At 47.7% G+C, this 16,469-nt stretch carries 15 protein-coding genes; 8 read left to right on the top strand and 7 right to left on the bottom strand.

Annotated elements, in window-relative coordinates; genetic code table 11:
* Nucleotides 1–35 precede the first annotated feature (35 nt).
* The gene (locus B2X65_RS09095; RefSeq protein WP_290612109.1) at nt 36–956 is read right to left on the bottom strand and encodes a histone deacetylase family protein; all 921 of its coding nucleotides are present in this window, start codon (nt 954–956) and stop codon (nt 36–38) included.
* Nucleotides 953–1,408 (bottom strand): hypothetical protein, encoded by a 456-nt coding sequence (locus B2X65_RS09090; RefSeq protein ID WP_290612108.1) that lies wholly within the window; start codon nt 1,406–1,408, stop codon nt 953–955. Before B2X65_RS09090 ends, B2X65_RS09095 begins: the two co-directional genes overlap by 4 nt.
* A 155-nt stretch (nt 1,409–1,563) precedes the next feature.
* Here B2X65_RS09090 and B2X65_RS09085 point away from each other — a divergent pair, with 155 nt between their 5' ends.
* From B2X65_RS09085 to B2X65_RS09070, 4 genes are all read left to right on the top strand, one after another.
* Nucleotides 1,564–2,259, top strand: a complete 696-nt coding sequence (locus B2X65_RS09085) for an aspartate/glutamate racemase family protein (RefSeq protein WP_290612107.1) — start codon at nt 1,564–1,566, stop codon at nt 2,257–2,259.
* Nucleotides 2,260–2,482: 223 nt separating this feature from the next.
* On the top strand, nt 2,483–2,899 hold the full coding sequence (locus tag B2X65_RS09080; RefSeq protein ID WP_290612105.1) for a hypothetical protein: 417 nt from the start codon (nt 2,483–2,485) through the stop codon (nt 2,897–2,899).
* The gene (locus tag B2X65_RS09075; RefSeq protein WP_290612104.1) at nt 2,896–3,093 is read left to right on the top strand and encodes a helix-turn-helix transcriptional regulator; all 198 of its coding nucleotides are present in this window, start codon (nt 2,896–2,898) and stop codon (nt 3,091–3,093) included. The genes B2X65_RS09080 and B2X65_RS09075 overlap by 4 nt, the downstream gene beginning before the upstream one ends.
* 81 nt (nt 3,094–3,174) lie before the next feature.
* Nucleotides 3,175–4,530 (top strand): MFS transporter, encoded by a 1,356-nt coding sequence (locus B2X65_RS09070; protein WP_290612103.1) that lies wholly within the window; start codon nt 3,175–3,177, stop codon nt 4,528–4,530.
* Here the strand turns inward: B2X65_RS09070 and B2X65_RS09065 are convergent.
* Nucleotides 4,527–5,501 (bottom strand): LysR family transcriptional regulator, encoded by a 975-nt coding sequence (locus B2X65_RS09065; RefSeq protein ID WP_290612102.1) that lies wholly within the window; start codon nt 5,499–5,501, stop codon nt 4,527–4,529. The two genes, B2X65_RS09070 and B2X65_RS09065, sit on opposite strands and share 4 nt — an antisense overlap.
* Nucleotides 5,502–5,648: 147 nt before the next feature.
* Here B2X65_RS09065 and B2X65_RS09060 point away from each other — a divergent pair, with 147 nt between their 5' ends.
* Together B2X65_RS09060 and B2X65_RS09055 are read left to right on the top strand one after the other, a co-directional pair.
* Nucleotides 5,649–6,095, top strand: a complete 447-nt coding sequence (locus B2X65_RS09060) for a DoxX family protein (RefSeq protein WP_290612100.1) — start codon at nt 5,649–5,651, stop codon at nt 6,093–6,095.
* 189 nt (nt 6,096–6,284) lie between these two features.
* The gene (locus B2X65_RS09055) at nt 6,285–6,971 is read left to right on the top strand and encodes a pirin family protein (protein ID WP_290612099.1); all 687 of its coding nucleotides are present in this window, start codon (nt 6,285–6,287) and stop codon (nt 6,969–6,971) included.
* 69 nt (nt 6,972–7,040) lie between these two features.
* Here B2X65_RS09055 and ubiK read toward each other — a convergent pair whose 3' ends face one another.
* Complete coding sequence (gene ubiK / locus B2X65_RS09050; protein ID WP_290612098.1) at nt 7,041–7,328, bottom strand: ubiquinone biosynthesis accessory factor UbiK; 288 nt, start codon at nt 7,326–7,328, stop codon at nt 7,041–7,043.
* 124 nt (nt 7,329–7,452) lie between these two features.
* On the opposite strand from ubiK, the gene rep reads away from it, so the two are divergent.
* Nucleotides 7,453–9,468, top strand: coding sequence for a DNA helicase Rep (rep, locus tag B2X65_RS09045; RefSeq protein ID WP_290612097.1), 2,016 nt, complete (start codon nt 7,453–7,455; stop codon nt 9,466–9,468).
* Between the two features lie 50 nt (nt 9,469–9,518).
* Here the strand turns inward: rep and B2X65_RS09040 are convergent, their stop codons facing one another.
* Nucleotides 9,519–11,372, bottom strand: coding sequence for a sensor domain-containing diguanylate cyclase (locus B2X65_RS09040; protein ID WP_290612096.1), 1,854 nt, complete (start codon nt 11,370–11,372; stop codon nt 9,519–9,521).
* 161 nt (nt 11,373–11,533) lie between these two features.
* On the bottom strand, nt 11,534–11,926 hold the full coding sequence (locus B2X65_RS09035; protein WP_290612094.1) for a c-type cytochrome: 393 nt from the start codon (nt 11,924–11,926) through the stop codon (nt 11,534–11,536).
* 606 nt (nt 11,927–12,532) lie between these two features.
* Here B2X65_RS09035 and polA point away from each other — a divergent pair.
* Complete coding sequence (polA, locus tag B2X65_RS09030; RefSeq protein WP_290612093.1) at nt 12,533–15,310, top strand: DNA polymerase I; 2,778 nt, start codon at nt 12,533–12,535, stop codon at nt 15,308–15,310.
* Nucleotides 15,311–15,772: 462 nt separating this feature from the next.
* On the opposite strand, the gene yihA is transcribed toward polA, so the two are convergent.
* The gene (yihA, locus tag B2X65_RS09025; RefSeq protein ID WP_290612092.1) at nt 15,773–16,411 is read right to left on the bottom strand and encodes a ribosome biogenesis GTP-binding protein YihA/YsxC; all 639 of its coding nucleotides are present in this window, start codon (nt 16,409–16,411) and stop codon (nt 15,773–15,775) included.
* Nucleotides 16,412–16,469 lie beyond the last annotated feature (58 nt).

The raw sequence follows: 16,469 nt of genomic DNA, 5'->3' as shown, positions 1-16,469 counted from the left end.
AGTGATGTTAGTGATGTTAGTGATAATTGTAAAAACTAAGCTTTATTTCTATCCACAGCTATCGCTTTAATCCCTGCCACTATTGCCGCTGCGCTATCTTTGCCATAGCCACCGCCACCTAAAAATACCGTTGGGATATTTAGCGCTTTTAAGCGCTGATACACCAGCTTATGGCTTTGGGCGACATCGGCAATGCTAAGCTTTAAGCTACCCAGCGGATCGGTTGCCAGGACATCGGTACCGGCTACTACAAAGGCCAGTTTATAACCCCCGGTAAGCAATTCCAGCGCGCCGCCTAGTTTATTCAAATATAAATCGCTGCCGGTGCCAGTGGGCAAAGGTACCTGGATATCGACCCGCTGCCGGCTGACCGGTGTATTGGGATAAATATCCTGGTTATACACATCGAGCAGGGTGGTGTACTTGTTGTCGTCAAAGGTGCGTGCATTGCCGTTACCATGATGAGCATCGATATCAATAATCAGAATTCGGTCAGTAGCCGTTAGCTCGCCACTTGCCAGCAACTGCTGATAGCAAATGCCAATATCGTTATATATACAAAAACCTTCCATCTTATGTGGGCTGGCATGGTGATAACCACCAGCCAGATTCCAGGCATCGGTGCCAGTCAATGCTAATCGGCTGGCCGCTAATGTGCCAGCAACGCCCCAACGCATAGGCTCAAGGATGCGACTGTCCAGCCACGAAAATGACAAAAACGGAATTTTAGGAATTTCAAGCGCCCGGCATAATGCCGCTTTATCTTTCAGCTGTATTTTTAGCAGTTCATTTACTGAGCCAAGAATGGCCGATTCCGAAATAGCAGCGTCAGGTGCAACAACATCTGCATCATACAGTGCTGCGCGCACCTTGCGAAACTTACAACCATCAAACGGATGCAGAAATTTAAAAATGCCGACATCAATGTTGTATTTTTCGTGGTAGATAATCTTCATGCTGATTTCAATTCGTTTGCATAGCGCATTACGTTTGCCGGAGTCCATATACCGTAACCCAATATACGACCGACTTTAGCATACTCTGCTGCGTTAGGTTTGAATGTCGGCTTTTTACTAGCGCCTTTTTGCAGTATATCTACAACTAAATGCGAACAATTATGCCGGGCAAGTTGATAGCGCGGTACGTTATTTTGTAAATAGTTTACATAGTGCAGCATCGCAACCTCATTCAGGTTGGCTATATCAACTGTAATGGGCTTGCGACCTCCCTCATTAATGATATCTTGTGCTAACGTCTCGACATATGAACCCGGGTGGCTGGTTTTTATTTTTAAGTCTTTTTTGCCAGCATCACCATCGGGCCAGAAGCTAACGTAAACATCTCTTATAGTAAGAGCTGCGTGGCCAATATGTTGTTCATCCCTTAACCAGATATGTACCTTTACCATGACTTATTCCTTTGCTTTTTGAAGCCATTAGGATAATGCAGAGATACCAAAAGATAAATATATTGTTAATTAAAAATTAACATTAGTTGGCTATCAACCAATTTACAATTTAACCTTCTTTAGGTGCTGGCTATTCTATTTTTAAGGCAACTACCATGAAAACAATTGGCTTGCTGGGCGGTATGAGTTGGGAGTCGACCATTCCTTACTACCGCATAATAAATGAAACAGTGAAACAGCAGCTTGGTGGTCTGCACTCGGCTAAAGTTATTCTGTATAGCGTTAATTTCGCCGAAATTGAGCAGATGCAACGCGCTGGTGACTGGCAGGCTGCCGGCCAGTTACTGGCAGAAGCCGCCAAAAGCCTTGGCGCCGCCGGTGCCGATTTTATTGTTCTGTGTACTAATACTATGCACAAAGTAGTAACGGCTATCGAGGATGCGACAACACTGCCACTACTGCATATTGCCGATGCCACTGCTACAGCGGTAAAAGCTGCCGGTTATAAAACGGTTGGTCTGTTAGGCACCAAATTCACCATGGAGCAGCCATTTTACAAAGACCGGCTAACAGCGCAGCACGACCTGAATGTGCTTGTGCCCGATGAACAAGCACGCGAGCAGGTGCACCAGATAATTTATAACGAGCTTTGTCTAGGCAAGGTGCTGCCAGAATCCAGAGCGCAATATCACCAGATCATCTCGCAACTTGTGGCGCAAGGTGCCGAAGCCATTATTCTCGGCTGCACTGAAATTTCTTTGCTGGTATCCCAACAGGACTCTGTCGCGCCCCTGTTTGATACCACCAGCATTCACGCCCGCAGCGCCGCTGAACTGGCGTTGCGGTCATAGTGGTTTCGGTCAATAAGGTCATTACAAATTGGATCTGACCCTTAATATCGCAACTTGGATCTGACCCTTAACATCGCTGGCTTTGTAATGACCGAATCAACGCCTATTTATCCATAAAGCTTTACACAATGACAAGCTTGCTTGACACCCCAATCCATTTGATCTACTCTTCGCATGTCAAGCAGGCTTTACTTAAAGTCAACAACACTTACGGGGTATTATTATGAACGACACGACATCAACGACTTTGGATCAGCGTAATAAAGCATCCACAAAGTCATTATTTATTTGGACCCTGGGATGGCTAGTATCTTTAGCGCTACTAGCGTTTGGCCCTAAATTCATCTGGGACTTTAACGTCACCATCAGCCTTAGCGTTATTGCTGTTAACGTTTTTCTTGGTTATCGGATGATTATTACTAATAAAAAACATCTGGACGGTTTAGATGAACTGCAACGCCAAATGCACCTGAATGCGATGGCTATTTCGCTTGGGGTTAGTGTGGTATTTGGGGCTATTTATGGCTTATTAGAACCCGCCCGCTTACTCGAGTCGACACCGAGCCCTTCTAACATTTTATTTGTTATGGGCATTTCATATTTTGTCAGTTTGGTACTTAATTTTCGGAAATATCAATGAAGAACCGGCTAAAAGTGTTGCGGGCAGAACGCAACTGGACCCAATCGGATCTGGCAAAAGCACTTGATGTGTCGCGCCAAACCATCAATGCCATAGAAACGGGCAAATTTGATCCCAGTTTACCGCTGGCGTTTCGTGCCGCCAGGATCTTTGGTTTGGCGATTGAACAAATTTTTGATGACAGTGCGCACTGATCAGCGTCTGATATCTCTTCTTGCCTGGCAGACTATCAGAAACTATGGTTAAGCCATTGTTTTATTAAAAATGAGAAAGCTGTGTTTTTAAAGCAAGCGTTGTTACCCATTTCGTCGTTATTTATTTCCATTGCCTTTCTGGCGACCGGCTATGGCATGCTGATGACCTATATCGGTCTGTATTTAAAACAGGCCGGTCTGTCAGAAATGGCCATCGGTGTTATTAACTCGGCGTTTTTTCTGGGGGCCCTGCTGGCAGCCGTTTTTAGTCAGAAATTGATTGTAACGGTAGGGCATGCCCGCAGTTTCTCTGCATTTTCTGCACTGATGGTCATGGCCTTTTTAGGCCATACCTTACATTATGATCCCTGGCTTTGGGCTGGCCTCAGGCTGCTGTCCGGCTTTGCGTTTTATGCCTTATTAATTGTGCTGGAAAGCTGGCTGAACGAAAAGAGCAGCTCGGCAGACCGCGGCCGCGTGCTGGCGGTGTATACAGTGGTGTTTTTTATGGCCACGGCAGTGGGCCAGCTGATTTTAGGTTTGGATGTGGCATCACATGTAGTATTTGTGCTGGGCTCAGTACTGGTGCTGGCGTCACTGTTTTTAGTCGCGATTACCCGTATCAGCCAACCCGTATTAAAACCGTTTGAGCGCTACAGCTTACCCAGGGTATTACATATTGCGCCATTAGCGCTGGTAGGCAGTGTTATTGGCGGTTTTTTTGTTGGGGGCTTTTACACCATGGTGCCGGTGTTTGTGCTGAATACTTACGGACAGCAGTCGGTAGTGGCGTCCTTTATGGCCATTTCAATATTAGGTGGTTTGTTGGCGCAGTGGCCTGTCGGCACCTTGTCTGATCGCTATGGCAGGCGCAAATTACTGGCGTGGGCAGGCTTATTCAGTGCTGTAATTTGTCTGTTGCTGGCGCTGCTGGCAACCCAAACCTGGTTATTTTACCTGCTGGGTTTTTTACTTGGCACCAGCCTGTTCAGTATTTATCCGCTGAGCGTGGCCCGGGCCAATGACCGTTTAGACCATGGTAAAGATCTGGTTGAAGTAAGTCGCAGCTTATTGTTTGCCTATGGCATAGGCTCTTTTTTAGCACCGTTGTTGCTGGGTGCGGTGTTAGGTTTATCCGGCGGTTTATTTTTCACGGTGTTAGCCGTCGCTGCGCTGATTTTGGGTGGTTACGCCTTAACCGCTGAGCGCATTGCCAACGAGAATTTAAGTGTCTATGTGGCGGTACCGGCAGCCTCTGGTGCATCCCTTGCCCAACTGGACCCGCGCCAGGATGACGAGTGGGTCGAAGATCATAAACCGACTTTTCCAGCAGCGACAGACAGTGCGCCCCGTACTGAACCGACCATGACAGATATCACTGAAACCGGGAACGCTACGGACGATTCGACACAGCCAAAACGACCGAGCAATAATTAACTTGGACTAAAAACCTGCTGCCACGGATAGTTGCATAACTGCTGGCAAAACCAGCTAAGTGCATTGCCTTGCTGTTGTTTATGCCAGGCCAGGTATAACTTAGCACTGTCGCGCGGAATACTGTGCTGTTTAGCAATCAACTCACCTCGTGCTAACTGCTGTTGCACCAGGTGGCGGGGTAAAAAACCGACCCCTAAGCCTTGCTGCTGAGCACTAATTTTTTGTGCCAGATTAGCCACCACTACTTTTTGCCGGGTATCGAACAGGCCACTGGACAGCTTTTGGCTGTCGATGGCCGAGTCGGCAACAATAATGGCGGTTTCCTGCTGCACGTCAGCCAGCGTAATCACTTTGTCACGTTCAGCCAGCGGGTGGTGCGGCGCTACAGCAAACACAAACTCCACTTCACCCAGCAGCTGCAAATGGTAAGCCCCACTATGCTGGGTAGCCGGCACGCCTATAGCAATATCGGCCCGGCCGGTGTGTAGTGCTTCCCAGCCACCCGCCATCACCTCCTGGCGCAGTGCCAAGCGGGTTAACTTACCCAGCTGCAAAAACTGGCTGATTAACGCAAAAACCGGCTCGGCCGGCACTACGCTGTCCAGCGCAAGCGTAAGCTCAGCCTCCCAGCCACTGTCCAATTGCTGCACCGCTTTTTGCAATTGATCGGCCGCTTTGAGCAACTCGCGGCCCTGCTGCAGCAATAACTGGCCGGCAGGGGTTAAGCGGGCTTTTTGTTTACTGCGATCAAATAAGCTTACCCCCAGATTTTGCTCCAGCTGAGACATAGTGTAACTAAGCGCAGAGGGCACCTTATGCAACGCGTCGGCCGCCGCCGCAAAACTGCCTTTGCGCTCAATAGCGTCCAGTGCCCTTAGTGCATCTAAATTAATCAGTTGCTGCATAGTAAAATCTGCCTGCATTAAGCCAATGGTGGCAGGATAGGCCGCCAGCACCAATCCCAGCAACATTAATTCAAAATATTTGAACTAATAATACGAAAAGCTCCGCTTTTTCTAAGCTCAGTATAGCGATATCTTTAACTCATCGACAGGTTGTTTGCGGTCGAGTGAATAACCAAACCTTACTCAACCAATAAATATTTTGACAGGTGATTTATGAAAACATTGATTAAAAAACTGACTGCAACAGACGCTGGCTGGTCAGCCCTGGCACTACGTATTCCGGTAGGTATTATTTTTGCCGCGCACGGTGCCCAGAAATTATTTGGCTGGTTTGGCGGCTATGGTCTAGAAGGCACCGCCGGCTGGATGGACAGCATTGGTTTAAGCCCGGGCATGCTAATGGCCTTGTTAGCCGGCGCAGCTGAGTTTTTCGGTGGTCTTGCTCTGGTGATTGGCCTGTTAACCCGGCCGGCCGCAGCAGCCTTGTCGGTAGCCATGCTGGTTGCGATATTTGCCGTACATTTCCAGAATGGCTTGTTTATGGCCAATAATGGTTACGAATTTGGGCTGGCACTATTAGCAGCCAGTGTCTCGCTATTGTTTAGTGGCGCAGGCAAGTTTTCAATCGATAATCTGCTATCTGGCAAACTTAGCCGCTGAACCTGACTGCATGGTGGCTGGTATGCTGACGTAACAGCAGCAAGGATACTGCGCAGGCTGAAGGGGCACAGGGATGTGATCCTTGAAGCCGGTGAAGTCAGTATGCCAGCCACCATGCCTTTCTCTTAATTACGTATCTAAATGGTTTAATAATCAGCATCCAAATTATTTGGCAAAAAGGAGCAGCGAATGATTACCCTACGCAAAGCTGAAGAACGTGGCAAAGCGAGTTTTGGCTGGCTGAAAAGCCACCATAGTTTTTCCTTTGGCAGCTATTACGACCCGGCGCATATGGGATTTTCAGCGCTGCGCGTCATTAACGATGACTGGGTAGCCCCCGGTGCAGGTTTTGATACCCACGGCCACCGCGATATGGAGATTATTACCCTGGTGCTGCAAGGGGCCATTGTTCATAAAGACTCCGCCGGTAACGAAAAAGTACTGCCGGCCGGTGAATTTCAGTTAATGAGTGCCGGTAGCGGTGTGTATCACTCGGAATATAACGCCAGCCAGAGTGAAGATCTGCGTTTTTTGCAAATCTGGATAATGCCAGACCAGCAAGGCGGTGCGCCTGGTTATCAGCAAAAGCATTTTGCCGAAAAGGCTGGCTTAACCCTGATTGCTTCAGCCGATGGCCGTGACGGCAGTTTAGTACTAAAACAGCAAGCCCAACTGCTACGGCTAAGCTTGAGTATTAACGAGCAGCTTAGCTACCAGATTGCCGGCCGTAATGGCTATTTGCAGCTGATCAGTGGCGAGCTAACGGTGGGTGACCAGATTATGCAACCGGGTGATGGACTAGTGATCAGTGCTGAAAGCGTGTTGCTACTGCACGCGGCTAAACCTAGCGAAGCACTGTTGTTTGATTTGCCATAATACCCAGTCACGCACAATCGAAGAAAGTCGGGCGAGAGCGTCAGCCGCTATCGCCCTGTACAGCAGTTTTTACTGCTGATCCGCCGTGGGTAAATCTGTTTGCGGGTCGGCAGTTACGTTCTGGGCCAGTAAGGCCGAAACCTGCAGCTCCAGCTGTTCAACTTTTTCCCGGGTACGCAGTAATACCTGGCGTTGCACGTCAAACTCTTCCCGACTGACAAAGTCCAGATTGGCCAGCTTTTGCTGCAATACCTGCTTAACTTTGGCCTCAGTATCATCAGCAAACTGCTTTATTTGTGGTGGCAGCGCATTGCCAATTTGCTTAGCAATATCTTCAATTTTCTTTGGATCTAACATAACTGACTCCATTTATTCGGTTTCGCTGGGGTTTTAGCCTATTCTACGGAGATAAATCCAGAACGCGAATGCTATTTGCCGCATATTTTGGTTACAATGCCGGCCCCGGGTCAAGGTATAGGTTATGCAGTTAAATTCGCAACAAAATGCCGCAGTCAAATTTATTGCTGGCCCCTGCCTGGTACTTGCCGGCGCAGGCAGCGGTAAAACCCGGGTTATTATTAATAAAATCGCTTACTTAATTGAGCAATGTCAGTTACCTGCCCGGCATATTGCCGCGGTGACCTTTACCAATAAAGCCGCCCGGGAAATGCGTGAGCGTATTCAGGCGCAGCTACCGAAAACCGCCACCCGCGGCCTGACCATTTCTACCTTTCATACCCTGGGTTTGGAGATCATCAAAAAGGAATACCGCCATATTGGTTATAAACCCAGCTTCAGCCTGTTTGATGATCAGGACAGCATGGCGTTGTTAAAAGAGCTGACGGCCAATGAGTTTCAGGGTGACAAAGACTTATTAAAAGCGCTGCAAAGTAAAATTTCCGGCTGGAAAAATGACTTAACCCTGCCGGCTCTGGCGATAAAACACGCCAGCGATGCGCAAAGCATTAATTTTGCCAACTATTACCAGCAGTACAGCAACCAGCTTAAAGCCTATAACGCGCTGGATTTTGATGATTTAATTCTGATCCCAACCTTGTTGTTTCAGCACAATATGGAAGTACGACAAAAGTGGCAGCAGAAAATTCAGTATTTGCTGGTCGATGAATATCAGGATACCAATACCAGCCAGTATGAACTGGTTAAAGCACTGGTAGGTGAGCGCCAGCGCTTTACCGTGGTGGGCGACGATGACCAGTCTATCTACTCCTGGCGCGGTGCCCGGCCGCAGAATCTGGTGCTACTTAAAACAGATTTTCCGAATTTAAATGTGATTAAGCTGGAGCAGAATTACCGCTCGGCCGAGCGGATTTTAAAAGCGGCCAATATTCTGATTGCCAATAACCCGCATGAATTTGAAAAAAAGCTGTTTAGCCAGAATAGTTACGGCGTGCCATTAAGGGTACTGCCCTGCAAGCATGAGGAAGATGAAGCAGAGAAAGTGGTAGCCGAAATTATTTCTCACCGCTTTATTAATCGCAGCGAGTATCGTGATTATGCCCTGTTATACCGGGGTAACCATCAGGCCCGGGTGTTTGAAAAGGCGCTGATGACCAACCGCATTCCGTATAAAATTTCCGGTGGCACCTCGTTTTTTGCCCGCAGCGAAATTAAAGATGTCATGGCCTACCTGCGGCTATTGGTCAACCAGGATGACGACAATGCCCTGCTTCGAATTATCAATGTGCCACGGCGTGAAATTGGCGCAGCGACGCTGCAGCAAGTGGGCAATCTGGCCAATGAAAAACATATCAGCTTATTCGCCGCCTGCTGCGATATGGAACTATCCATGCACTTGTCGGCTCGGGCTCAGCAAGCCGTGCAGCAGTTTGCTAACTGGATTAACCAGGTAGCCGATAACGCTAAACGTGCTGATCCGGCAGAAGCGGTGCGTGATTTAATCCGGCAAAGCCATTATGAAGCCTGGTTGTTTGAAACCAGCAACAGCCCTAAGGCGGCAGAGATGGCGCTGAAAAACGTAAATGAGCTGTATCGCTGGATCAGCACCATGCTGGAAGGCGATGACGAACACGAAGCCATGACTCTGCCGGAAGTCGTTACCCGGCTTACCCTGCGCGATATGATGGAGCGCCAGCAACAGGAAGATAATGCCGATCAGGTGCAGTTGCTAACCCTGCATGCTTCTAAGGGCCTGGAGTTTCCTTATGTGTTTATGGTGGGCATGGAAGAAGGTTTGTTGCCGCATCAGAGCAGTATTGATGAAGAGAACGTGGAAGAAGAGAGACGGCTGGCTTACGTAGGCGTCACCCGGGCACAGCGCGAATTAATTTTCACCTATGCCAAAGAACGTCGCCAGTACGGTGAAGTAATACGACCTGAACCGAGCCGCTTTTTGCACGAATTACCGCAGGACGATCTGGAGTGGCAGCAGACTGCGCCAGTCAAAACCGAACAGCAACGGCAACAGACCGGCCAGGCCCATTTGGAGCGACTGCGCCAGATGTTGAAAAAAGAGTAATTTTCACTATTTTAGTGCGGCAATAATCGGCAGGCACATCAGGCGATAATTTAGTCGGCGCCGAGTGCACGCAGCATCTGATCGCGCATCTTGTCCTGAAATATCGCATAACGGCCACGGCCCAGTGCCTTGGCGTGGTACATCGCGGCATCTGCATCTCGTAACAACTGCTCGCCGTTACTGTACTCGGCTTGCATTAACGCAATACCAATACTGACCCCGGAATTTACCTGCTGACCTTCCAGATAATAAGGCTCGCGTACTTTTTCAATAATCCGCTGTGCTACATCCTCAGCGTCATGCTCGCCCTGCAAGTTCTGTAACAAGACGACAAATTCATCACCGCCAAGCCGGGCCGCCAAATCGTGCTCCCGTACCGCACTTAAAATTCGTTTACTGGTTTCTATCAGAAAGGCGTCACCAATATGGTGCCCCAGCGTGTCATTAATAAGTTTAAAACGGTCCAGATCAAGAAAAAGCAGTGCCATTCCTACTTCCGGTTGCCGTTTGTAAAGCGCAAACTGGCGCTTTAACTGTTCCAAAAACATCTGACGGTTCGCCAGGCTGGTCAACAGGTCGTGATTGGCTTCGTAAAACAACTTTTGCTCTGCTTTTTTCCGTTCCTCTACCTGTAACCGCAGAAATAAATTGGTCTGACGCAGCTCGCGGGTGCTTTCAAAAACTTTACGTTCAAGCTCTTCCTGATGCTGCCTTTGTTTTTCTGCTGCCAGTTTGCGCTGAATAGCAACACCGATATGCTGCGAGACAAAGCGCAACACACTCAGCTCCTGCTCTGTGTAATCGTAGGCATTGTCATACGATTGCACCGCAATAACCCCGATAACCCGTTGGTCTATCAGCAAGGGTGCGCCTAGCCAGCATGAAGAGAGTCTCGCACGCTGCATAGGGTTTGCCATACCCCGGCGGATCTCACCTTCTGCTGCTAACTGTTCAGCAGCATCGGTGTTAATTAAACGCGCTTCAGCACACCGGATAACATATTCAGTGAAACCGCGGCTAATCGGCCGTTCCCGCGCTGGTGGTGAATACTGATCAAGATAAAACGGAAACGTCAGTTTAGTCTGATCGCTATTAAGTAATGCGATATAACAGTTATCTGCCGACATTAATCCAGACAGTACTTTATGCATGGCTTTATAAAAGCTTTGCATATCACGACTGCTAGCCGTCAGTTCAGAAATTTCATACAAGGCAGCCTGCAATCGTTCGGCGTTGGTGCGCTCTTTAATTTCTTTCTGTAACGACTTATTGATAAGCTGCAATTGCTGCGTTCGTTCCTGTACAGTCAACTCCAGTAATTCACGGCTTTTCACCCGATCCAGCGCAGTAACGGTATGGCCGCCAATGCTGAGGAACATCGCCAGCTCTTCATCGCCATAACGGTAATCACTATCATAGGTTTGAATTGCCATGACACCGATTAGCTGTTCATCCCGCCACAACGGTATGCCCATCCAGTGAGTACACTCAGAACCCTGCGCCCGAATATCGCCGTTAGCGACCATGGCATCAAATTCATCTTTGTCACACAATAAGGGCTTGCCTGTTTTGGTTACATAGCCGGTCAGGCCGCTGGAAAAAGCCGTTGATGGCACTTGCTTGATATATTGCTGGTCTTTTTCGTCAGAAAAATATTGAAGCTGGTATTGCTCGTTACTTGTATCGTAAAGCACAACATAAAAATTTTCAGCATGTAGCAGCTCTGAAACCATTTTATGGATAGCCGGATAAAACTCCCGCATATCACTGATGGTACTTGCCAGTTCAGACAGCTTTAATAGTGCTCCCTGAATAATATAAGCCTGCTTATAGCGGCTGATCAGGGTAGTTAACCGACGGGCTTTGGCTTTTATCAGTTGGAGTTGTGATCCGTTTAGCTTCAACGTATTTCTGCTCTGCTTCTACTGGATTGACAATAACTCTTATTATGCACAAAGTTTCACCACATGGAAGCAGTCAACGGTTAAACATGTACTAAACCGTGCCTTTTTTAAAAACAAAGCCGTGCTTGGCACGGCTTTGTCAGCTTAAAACGTTAACTATATTACACGCCGTCGGTCATAAACCGGATAGCAGCGGCAATTTCATCTTCACTGCAGGTGGCACAAGTGCCCATCGCCGGCATGTTGTTAAAACCTTCCAGAGAGTGTTTTAACATCACATCAAAACCCTGAGCAATTCGTGGTTTCCAGCTGTCGCTACCTGGCTTAGGTGCATCTAACGCTCCCGTACCATGACACGCAATACAGGCACCATTATATACTTGCTCGCCAGAACGCGGGCCACTAGCAGCGGCCGCCACCTCGGCTTGCTGACCCGCTATATACACCTGACCCACCGGCGCAATGCGCTTGGCTAATTCTTCGTTGTTGTCAGTGCTGGCGGTCGCACCAACCGCCAGCAGCATTGTGGCCAGCGCAAAAGTTAGTTTCTTCATTAAATATTTCCCATAGCTCAAAGCAGTTTCATATTGCTGGCATTATAGCCTGCAAGCTAATGCAATTAAAAGACTGCAATGCCGATCCGGACTGCTGATTAATTAATCGATTCGGGTCAAGGTAGATTACGGTAAAATAATCTCGCGGGATCAACAAAGGTTTTTCCATTGTCGAACCCCGCTAAGCCTTGCCACACTTGCTTTATGCTTTTAGCTTCTTTAACAGCTAACCTTTAATAGCGAAATTATTTAAAACAACTACTATGCTTCGGCCTGGTTTGTGGTAGTCTATTCGACCTACTCAGTCAGGGAATGATTAAGTTGCCAAGCTCCCTCAGACCTCGTAGAAAGTTTTTCCACAAAGTGGATGTAAAAATAATAATAACAAGGGCGTTCGCGATTTCCCCCTCAGTTACTATATAAATCAAGCAGTTAAACACCATTCTTACCCATCATTTTTTTAAATGCGTGGTGCATTTCTATTAGTTTTGCACAAAGTTATCCACAGCTTATCCGTTAAAATTCAACTTTGCTTATTGCGGCAATTCTGGCTGTCACCCGTTGGCTGTGGCATGCTATAAAAAATTTCCAGAGGACAGCTTAACCATGGTCTATATTCCAAAGAATCCGTTGATTTTAGTTGATGGTTCTTCTTACCTCTTTCGCGCCTATCATTCTCCGCCACATTTAACCAATTCCCGCGGAGACGCTACGGGTGCTATTTATGGCGTGGTCAACATGCTGAAAAGCTTGTTACGTCAATATAACCCCAGCCATATGGCAGTGATTTTTGATGCTAAAGGTCCAACTTTTCGCAACGAGATGTACAGTGAATACAAAGCTAACCGCCCGCCAATGCCAGACGACTTGCGTAGCCAGATTGAACCGATACATCAAATCGTGCAGGCCATGGGCCTGCCACTATTGTGCATCAGTGGTGTAGAAGCCGATGATGTTATTGGTACCTTAGCTAGACAAGCCAGTTTAGCAGGCCGCCATACCCTGATCTCTACCGGCGATAAAGATATGGCGCAACTGGTGGATGCACACGTTACCCTAATTAATACCATGACCAATACCCTGCTGGATCCGGAGTCAGTGGTGAGCAAATTTGGCGTAGGCCCCGAAGCAATAATCGATTATCTGGCATTAATGGGCGACAAAGTAGATAACATTCCCGGCCTGCCTGGCGTTGGTGAAAAGACGGCAGCAGCCCTGTTGCAAGGGCTGGGATCGATTGAAAAAATTTACCAGCAGCTGGATAAAGTTGCTGAACTTAACTTTCGTGGCGCCAAAACGATGGCCGCGAAACTGGCAGAGCACAAACAGCAGCTGGAATTATCGTATCAGTTGGCCACGATAAAAACTGATGTGGCATTGAATTGTCAGCTGGATGATCTGGCGATTGAACCAGCAGATAGTAAACAACTTGCTGAGTTGTATAAGCTTTGCGAATTTAAACGTTGGCTCTCGGAGATACTGCAGGATAACCCGACGCAGACACCTTCAACCGGTGACTCAAAGCCAGCAGCAGAAATGCTGGAACCTGCGGCTGTACCACCGACCTTAGATCGCAGCCAGTATCAAACTATTCTCAATCAGCAGCAATTTGCAACATTGCTGGAGACAATAGACAAAGCTGAACTCACCGCTTTTGATACCGAAACCACCAGTCTGGATTATATGCAGGCCGAACTGGTCGGGATGTCTTTTGCGGTCGCTCCAGGCCGGGCCTGGTATTTACCGTTGGCGCATGACTATGTTGGTGCGCCTGAGCAACTGGACCGAGACGAGGTGTTAGCGGCATTGAAGCCCTGGCTGCAAGATAATAACAGAGCAAAAGTGGGCCAGAATCTTAAATACGACAGCAGCGTGCTGGCACGATATGACATATCTCTGCAAGGCATCTGCTTTGATACCATGCTGGAGTCGTATGTGTTTAATTCGGTCGCCAGCCGGCATGATATGGATAGCCTGGCGCTAAAGTATCTGGGGCATAATAACATCAGTTTTGAAGACATTGCCGGTAAAGGTGCTAAACAACTTACCTTTAACCAGATTGCGCTGGAACAGGCAGCGCCCTATGCTGCAGAAGATGCCGACGTTACCCTGCAATTACATTTGAAACTGTGGCCACAACTCAGTGCCGAGCCCGGTCTGAAAAAAATTCTGACCGACATTGAAGTGCCGTTACTTACGGTATTAAGTAAAATTGAGCGCAATGGCGTGCTAATTGACAGCACTGTGCTGGCTCAGCAAAGCCAGCAGTTGGCTGAACGCATTGATGAACTGGCAAAGCAGGCTTACGAACAGGCAGGCCAGACCTTTAACATGGCCTCACCCAAGCAACTGCAGGAAATTTTATTTAACCAGATGGGCTTACCGGTATTGAAAAAAACCCCGGGCGGCACCCCGTCTACTGCCGAAGATGTGCTGGCAGAACTGGCGCTTGAATATGAATTTCCTAAATTGATTACTGAACACCGCGGTTTAAGTAAACTTAAATCGACGTATACCGATAAGCTGCCAAAAGTGATAAACCCGACCACTGGCCGGGTGCACACCTCGTATCATCAGGCCATCGCCGCCACTGGAAGGCTAAGCTCTACCGAGCCAAATCTGCAGAATATTCCCATTCGAAGTGAAGAAGGTCGCCGCATTCGCCAGGCTTTCATTGCACCGACAGGGAAAAAAATACTGGCCATCGATTATTCACAGATTGAATTACGGATAATGGCGCACCTGTCAGGCGATAAAGCCTTACTGGATGCCTTTGCAAAAGGTTTAGATGTTCATAAAGCAACTGCTGCAGAAGTATTCGGTGTCACTCTGGATGAGGTCAGCAGTGAACAACGTCGTCAGGCCAAGGCGGTTAACTTTGGCTTAATTTACGGTATGTCGGCGTTTGGCCTGGCGAAACAACTGGGGATCAGCCGCAGCGACGCCCAAAGCTATGTAAATCGTTACTTTGACCGCTTCCCCGGAGTACTGCGCTATATGGAAGATACCCGCAAACAAGCGCATGAACTTGGCTATGTCGAAACCCTGTTTGGTCGACGTCTATATTTGCCCGACATTAACGCCCGGAATATGGGGCGGCAAAAGGGTGCAGAACGGGCCGCTATCAATGCACCAATGCAGGGTACCGCTGCCGATATTATAAAAATGGCGATGATTAAAGTAGATAGCTGGCTCGACAGCCAGCAAACCACTGAGGTGAAAATGATCATGCAGGTACACGACGAACTGGTGTTTGAAGTACCTGATAGTGACTTAAAGCGGGTGCAAACCGAGTTAGTTGCATTAATGGAAAGCGCTGCCAGTCTGAAGGTGCCGTTACTGGCTGAAGCGGGCAGTGGTGACAACTGGGATCAAGCACACTGACCGTACTCAAACCGCCTGCAAATATGGTAACTAAATTACATTAATTGGTTAAATGCTGCTATTTATCATTTTTTTGTAGTTTTATTACATAAAAAACTTGCAATCGTCGACTGAGTGGTTAAAATTTGACGGGTAGGGTACAGAGGTAAGATGTTCTATCTTTCAGCGCTACGCCACTGGCAAAGCCAGGTTCGGTAAGCAATAGAAAGTAGGCTTATTTAGCCGCCCCGCTGTTTTCAGCGGGGCGTTTTTTTATCTGAAATTCAGTAAGCGGTAAAAAAACCACGATAAACCTGAAATTTAGCAATATATTTTAGAGTAAATACTTCAAAATGCGCGGATTTGTTGTATAATGCCGCAGTCCTAGCGATAGGACACCCTGTTGATTTGAATTATTAGCTTCTCCCCGATTGCTATAACCGACGCCCACTGGTGTCGGTTTTTTTATGACCGCTGCTTTATTCAGCCTGTGGTAACAGTACTATGTTCATTCCTATCACTGCTAAACCAGTTGTCCAACGTCTGCTCGAATTCATCCATACCCAGCTTGGTCAGTGAACTAAACATATGAACAGTAACATCTCCCATAAAGGCCAACGACGCCTCGCGAACCTCCAGTAAGGTTTTTTTACGGGCACCGGATCCCAGCTTATCGGCTTTAGTCAGTAAAATAAGAACCGGTAAATCGCTTTGCACCGCCCAGTGTACTAATTGTTGATCTAAATCTTTGAGTGGATGACGAATATCCATCAGCACGACCAAACCCTGCAAACTCTGCCGCTTTTCCAGATACTGCGACAATGACTTTTGCCACTTTTCTTTGACCGCTAGTGGCACTTTTGCAAAACCGTAACCCGGCAAATCGATCAATCTTTTATTTTCCGCAAAGGTAAAAGTATTAATCAGTTGGGTACGGCCAGGTGTTTTACTGGTTCTGGCTAAACTATTTTGCCGGGTAAGCGTATTAAGTGCACTGGATTTTCCTGCATTAGAGCGACCAGCAAAAGCGACCTCAATACCATTATCTGTTGGTAATGCCTTAATATCGGGGGCGCTGGTTAAAAAACTAGCTTGTTGATAATTGAATTTTGCTTTGTACACAGCCTGCTCCGGCGGTTAAATTTGGGCTATTGTAACGGATCTGGCGGATCGGAAGAAG

Source organism: Arsukibacterium sp. UBA3155 (genome assembly GCA_002364615.1).
Taxonomy (GTDB): Bacteria; Pseudomonadota; Gammaproteobacteria; order Enterobacterales; family Alteromonadaceae; genus Alishewanella.
This window is presented reverse-complemented; position numbering and strand designations above follow the sequence as displayed.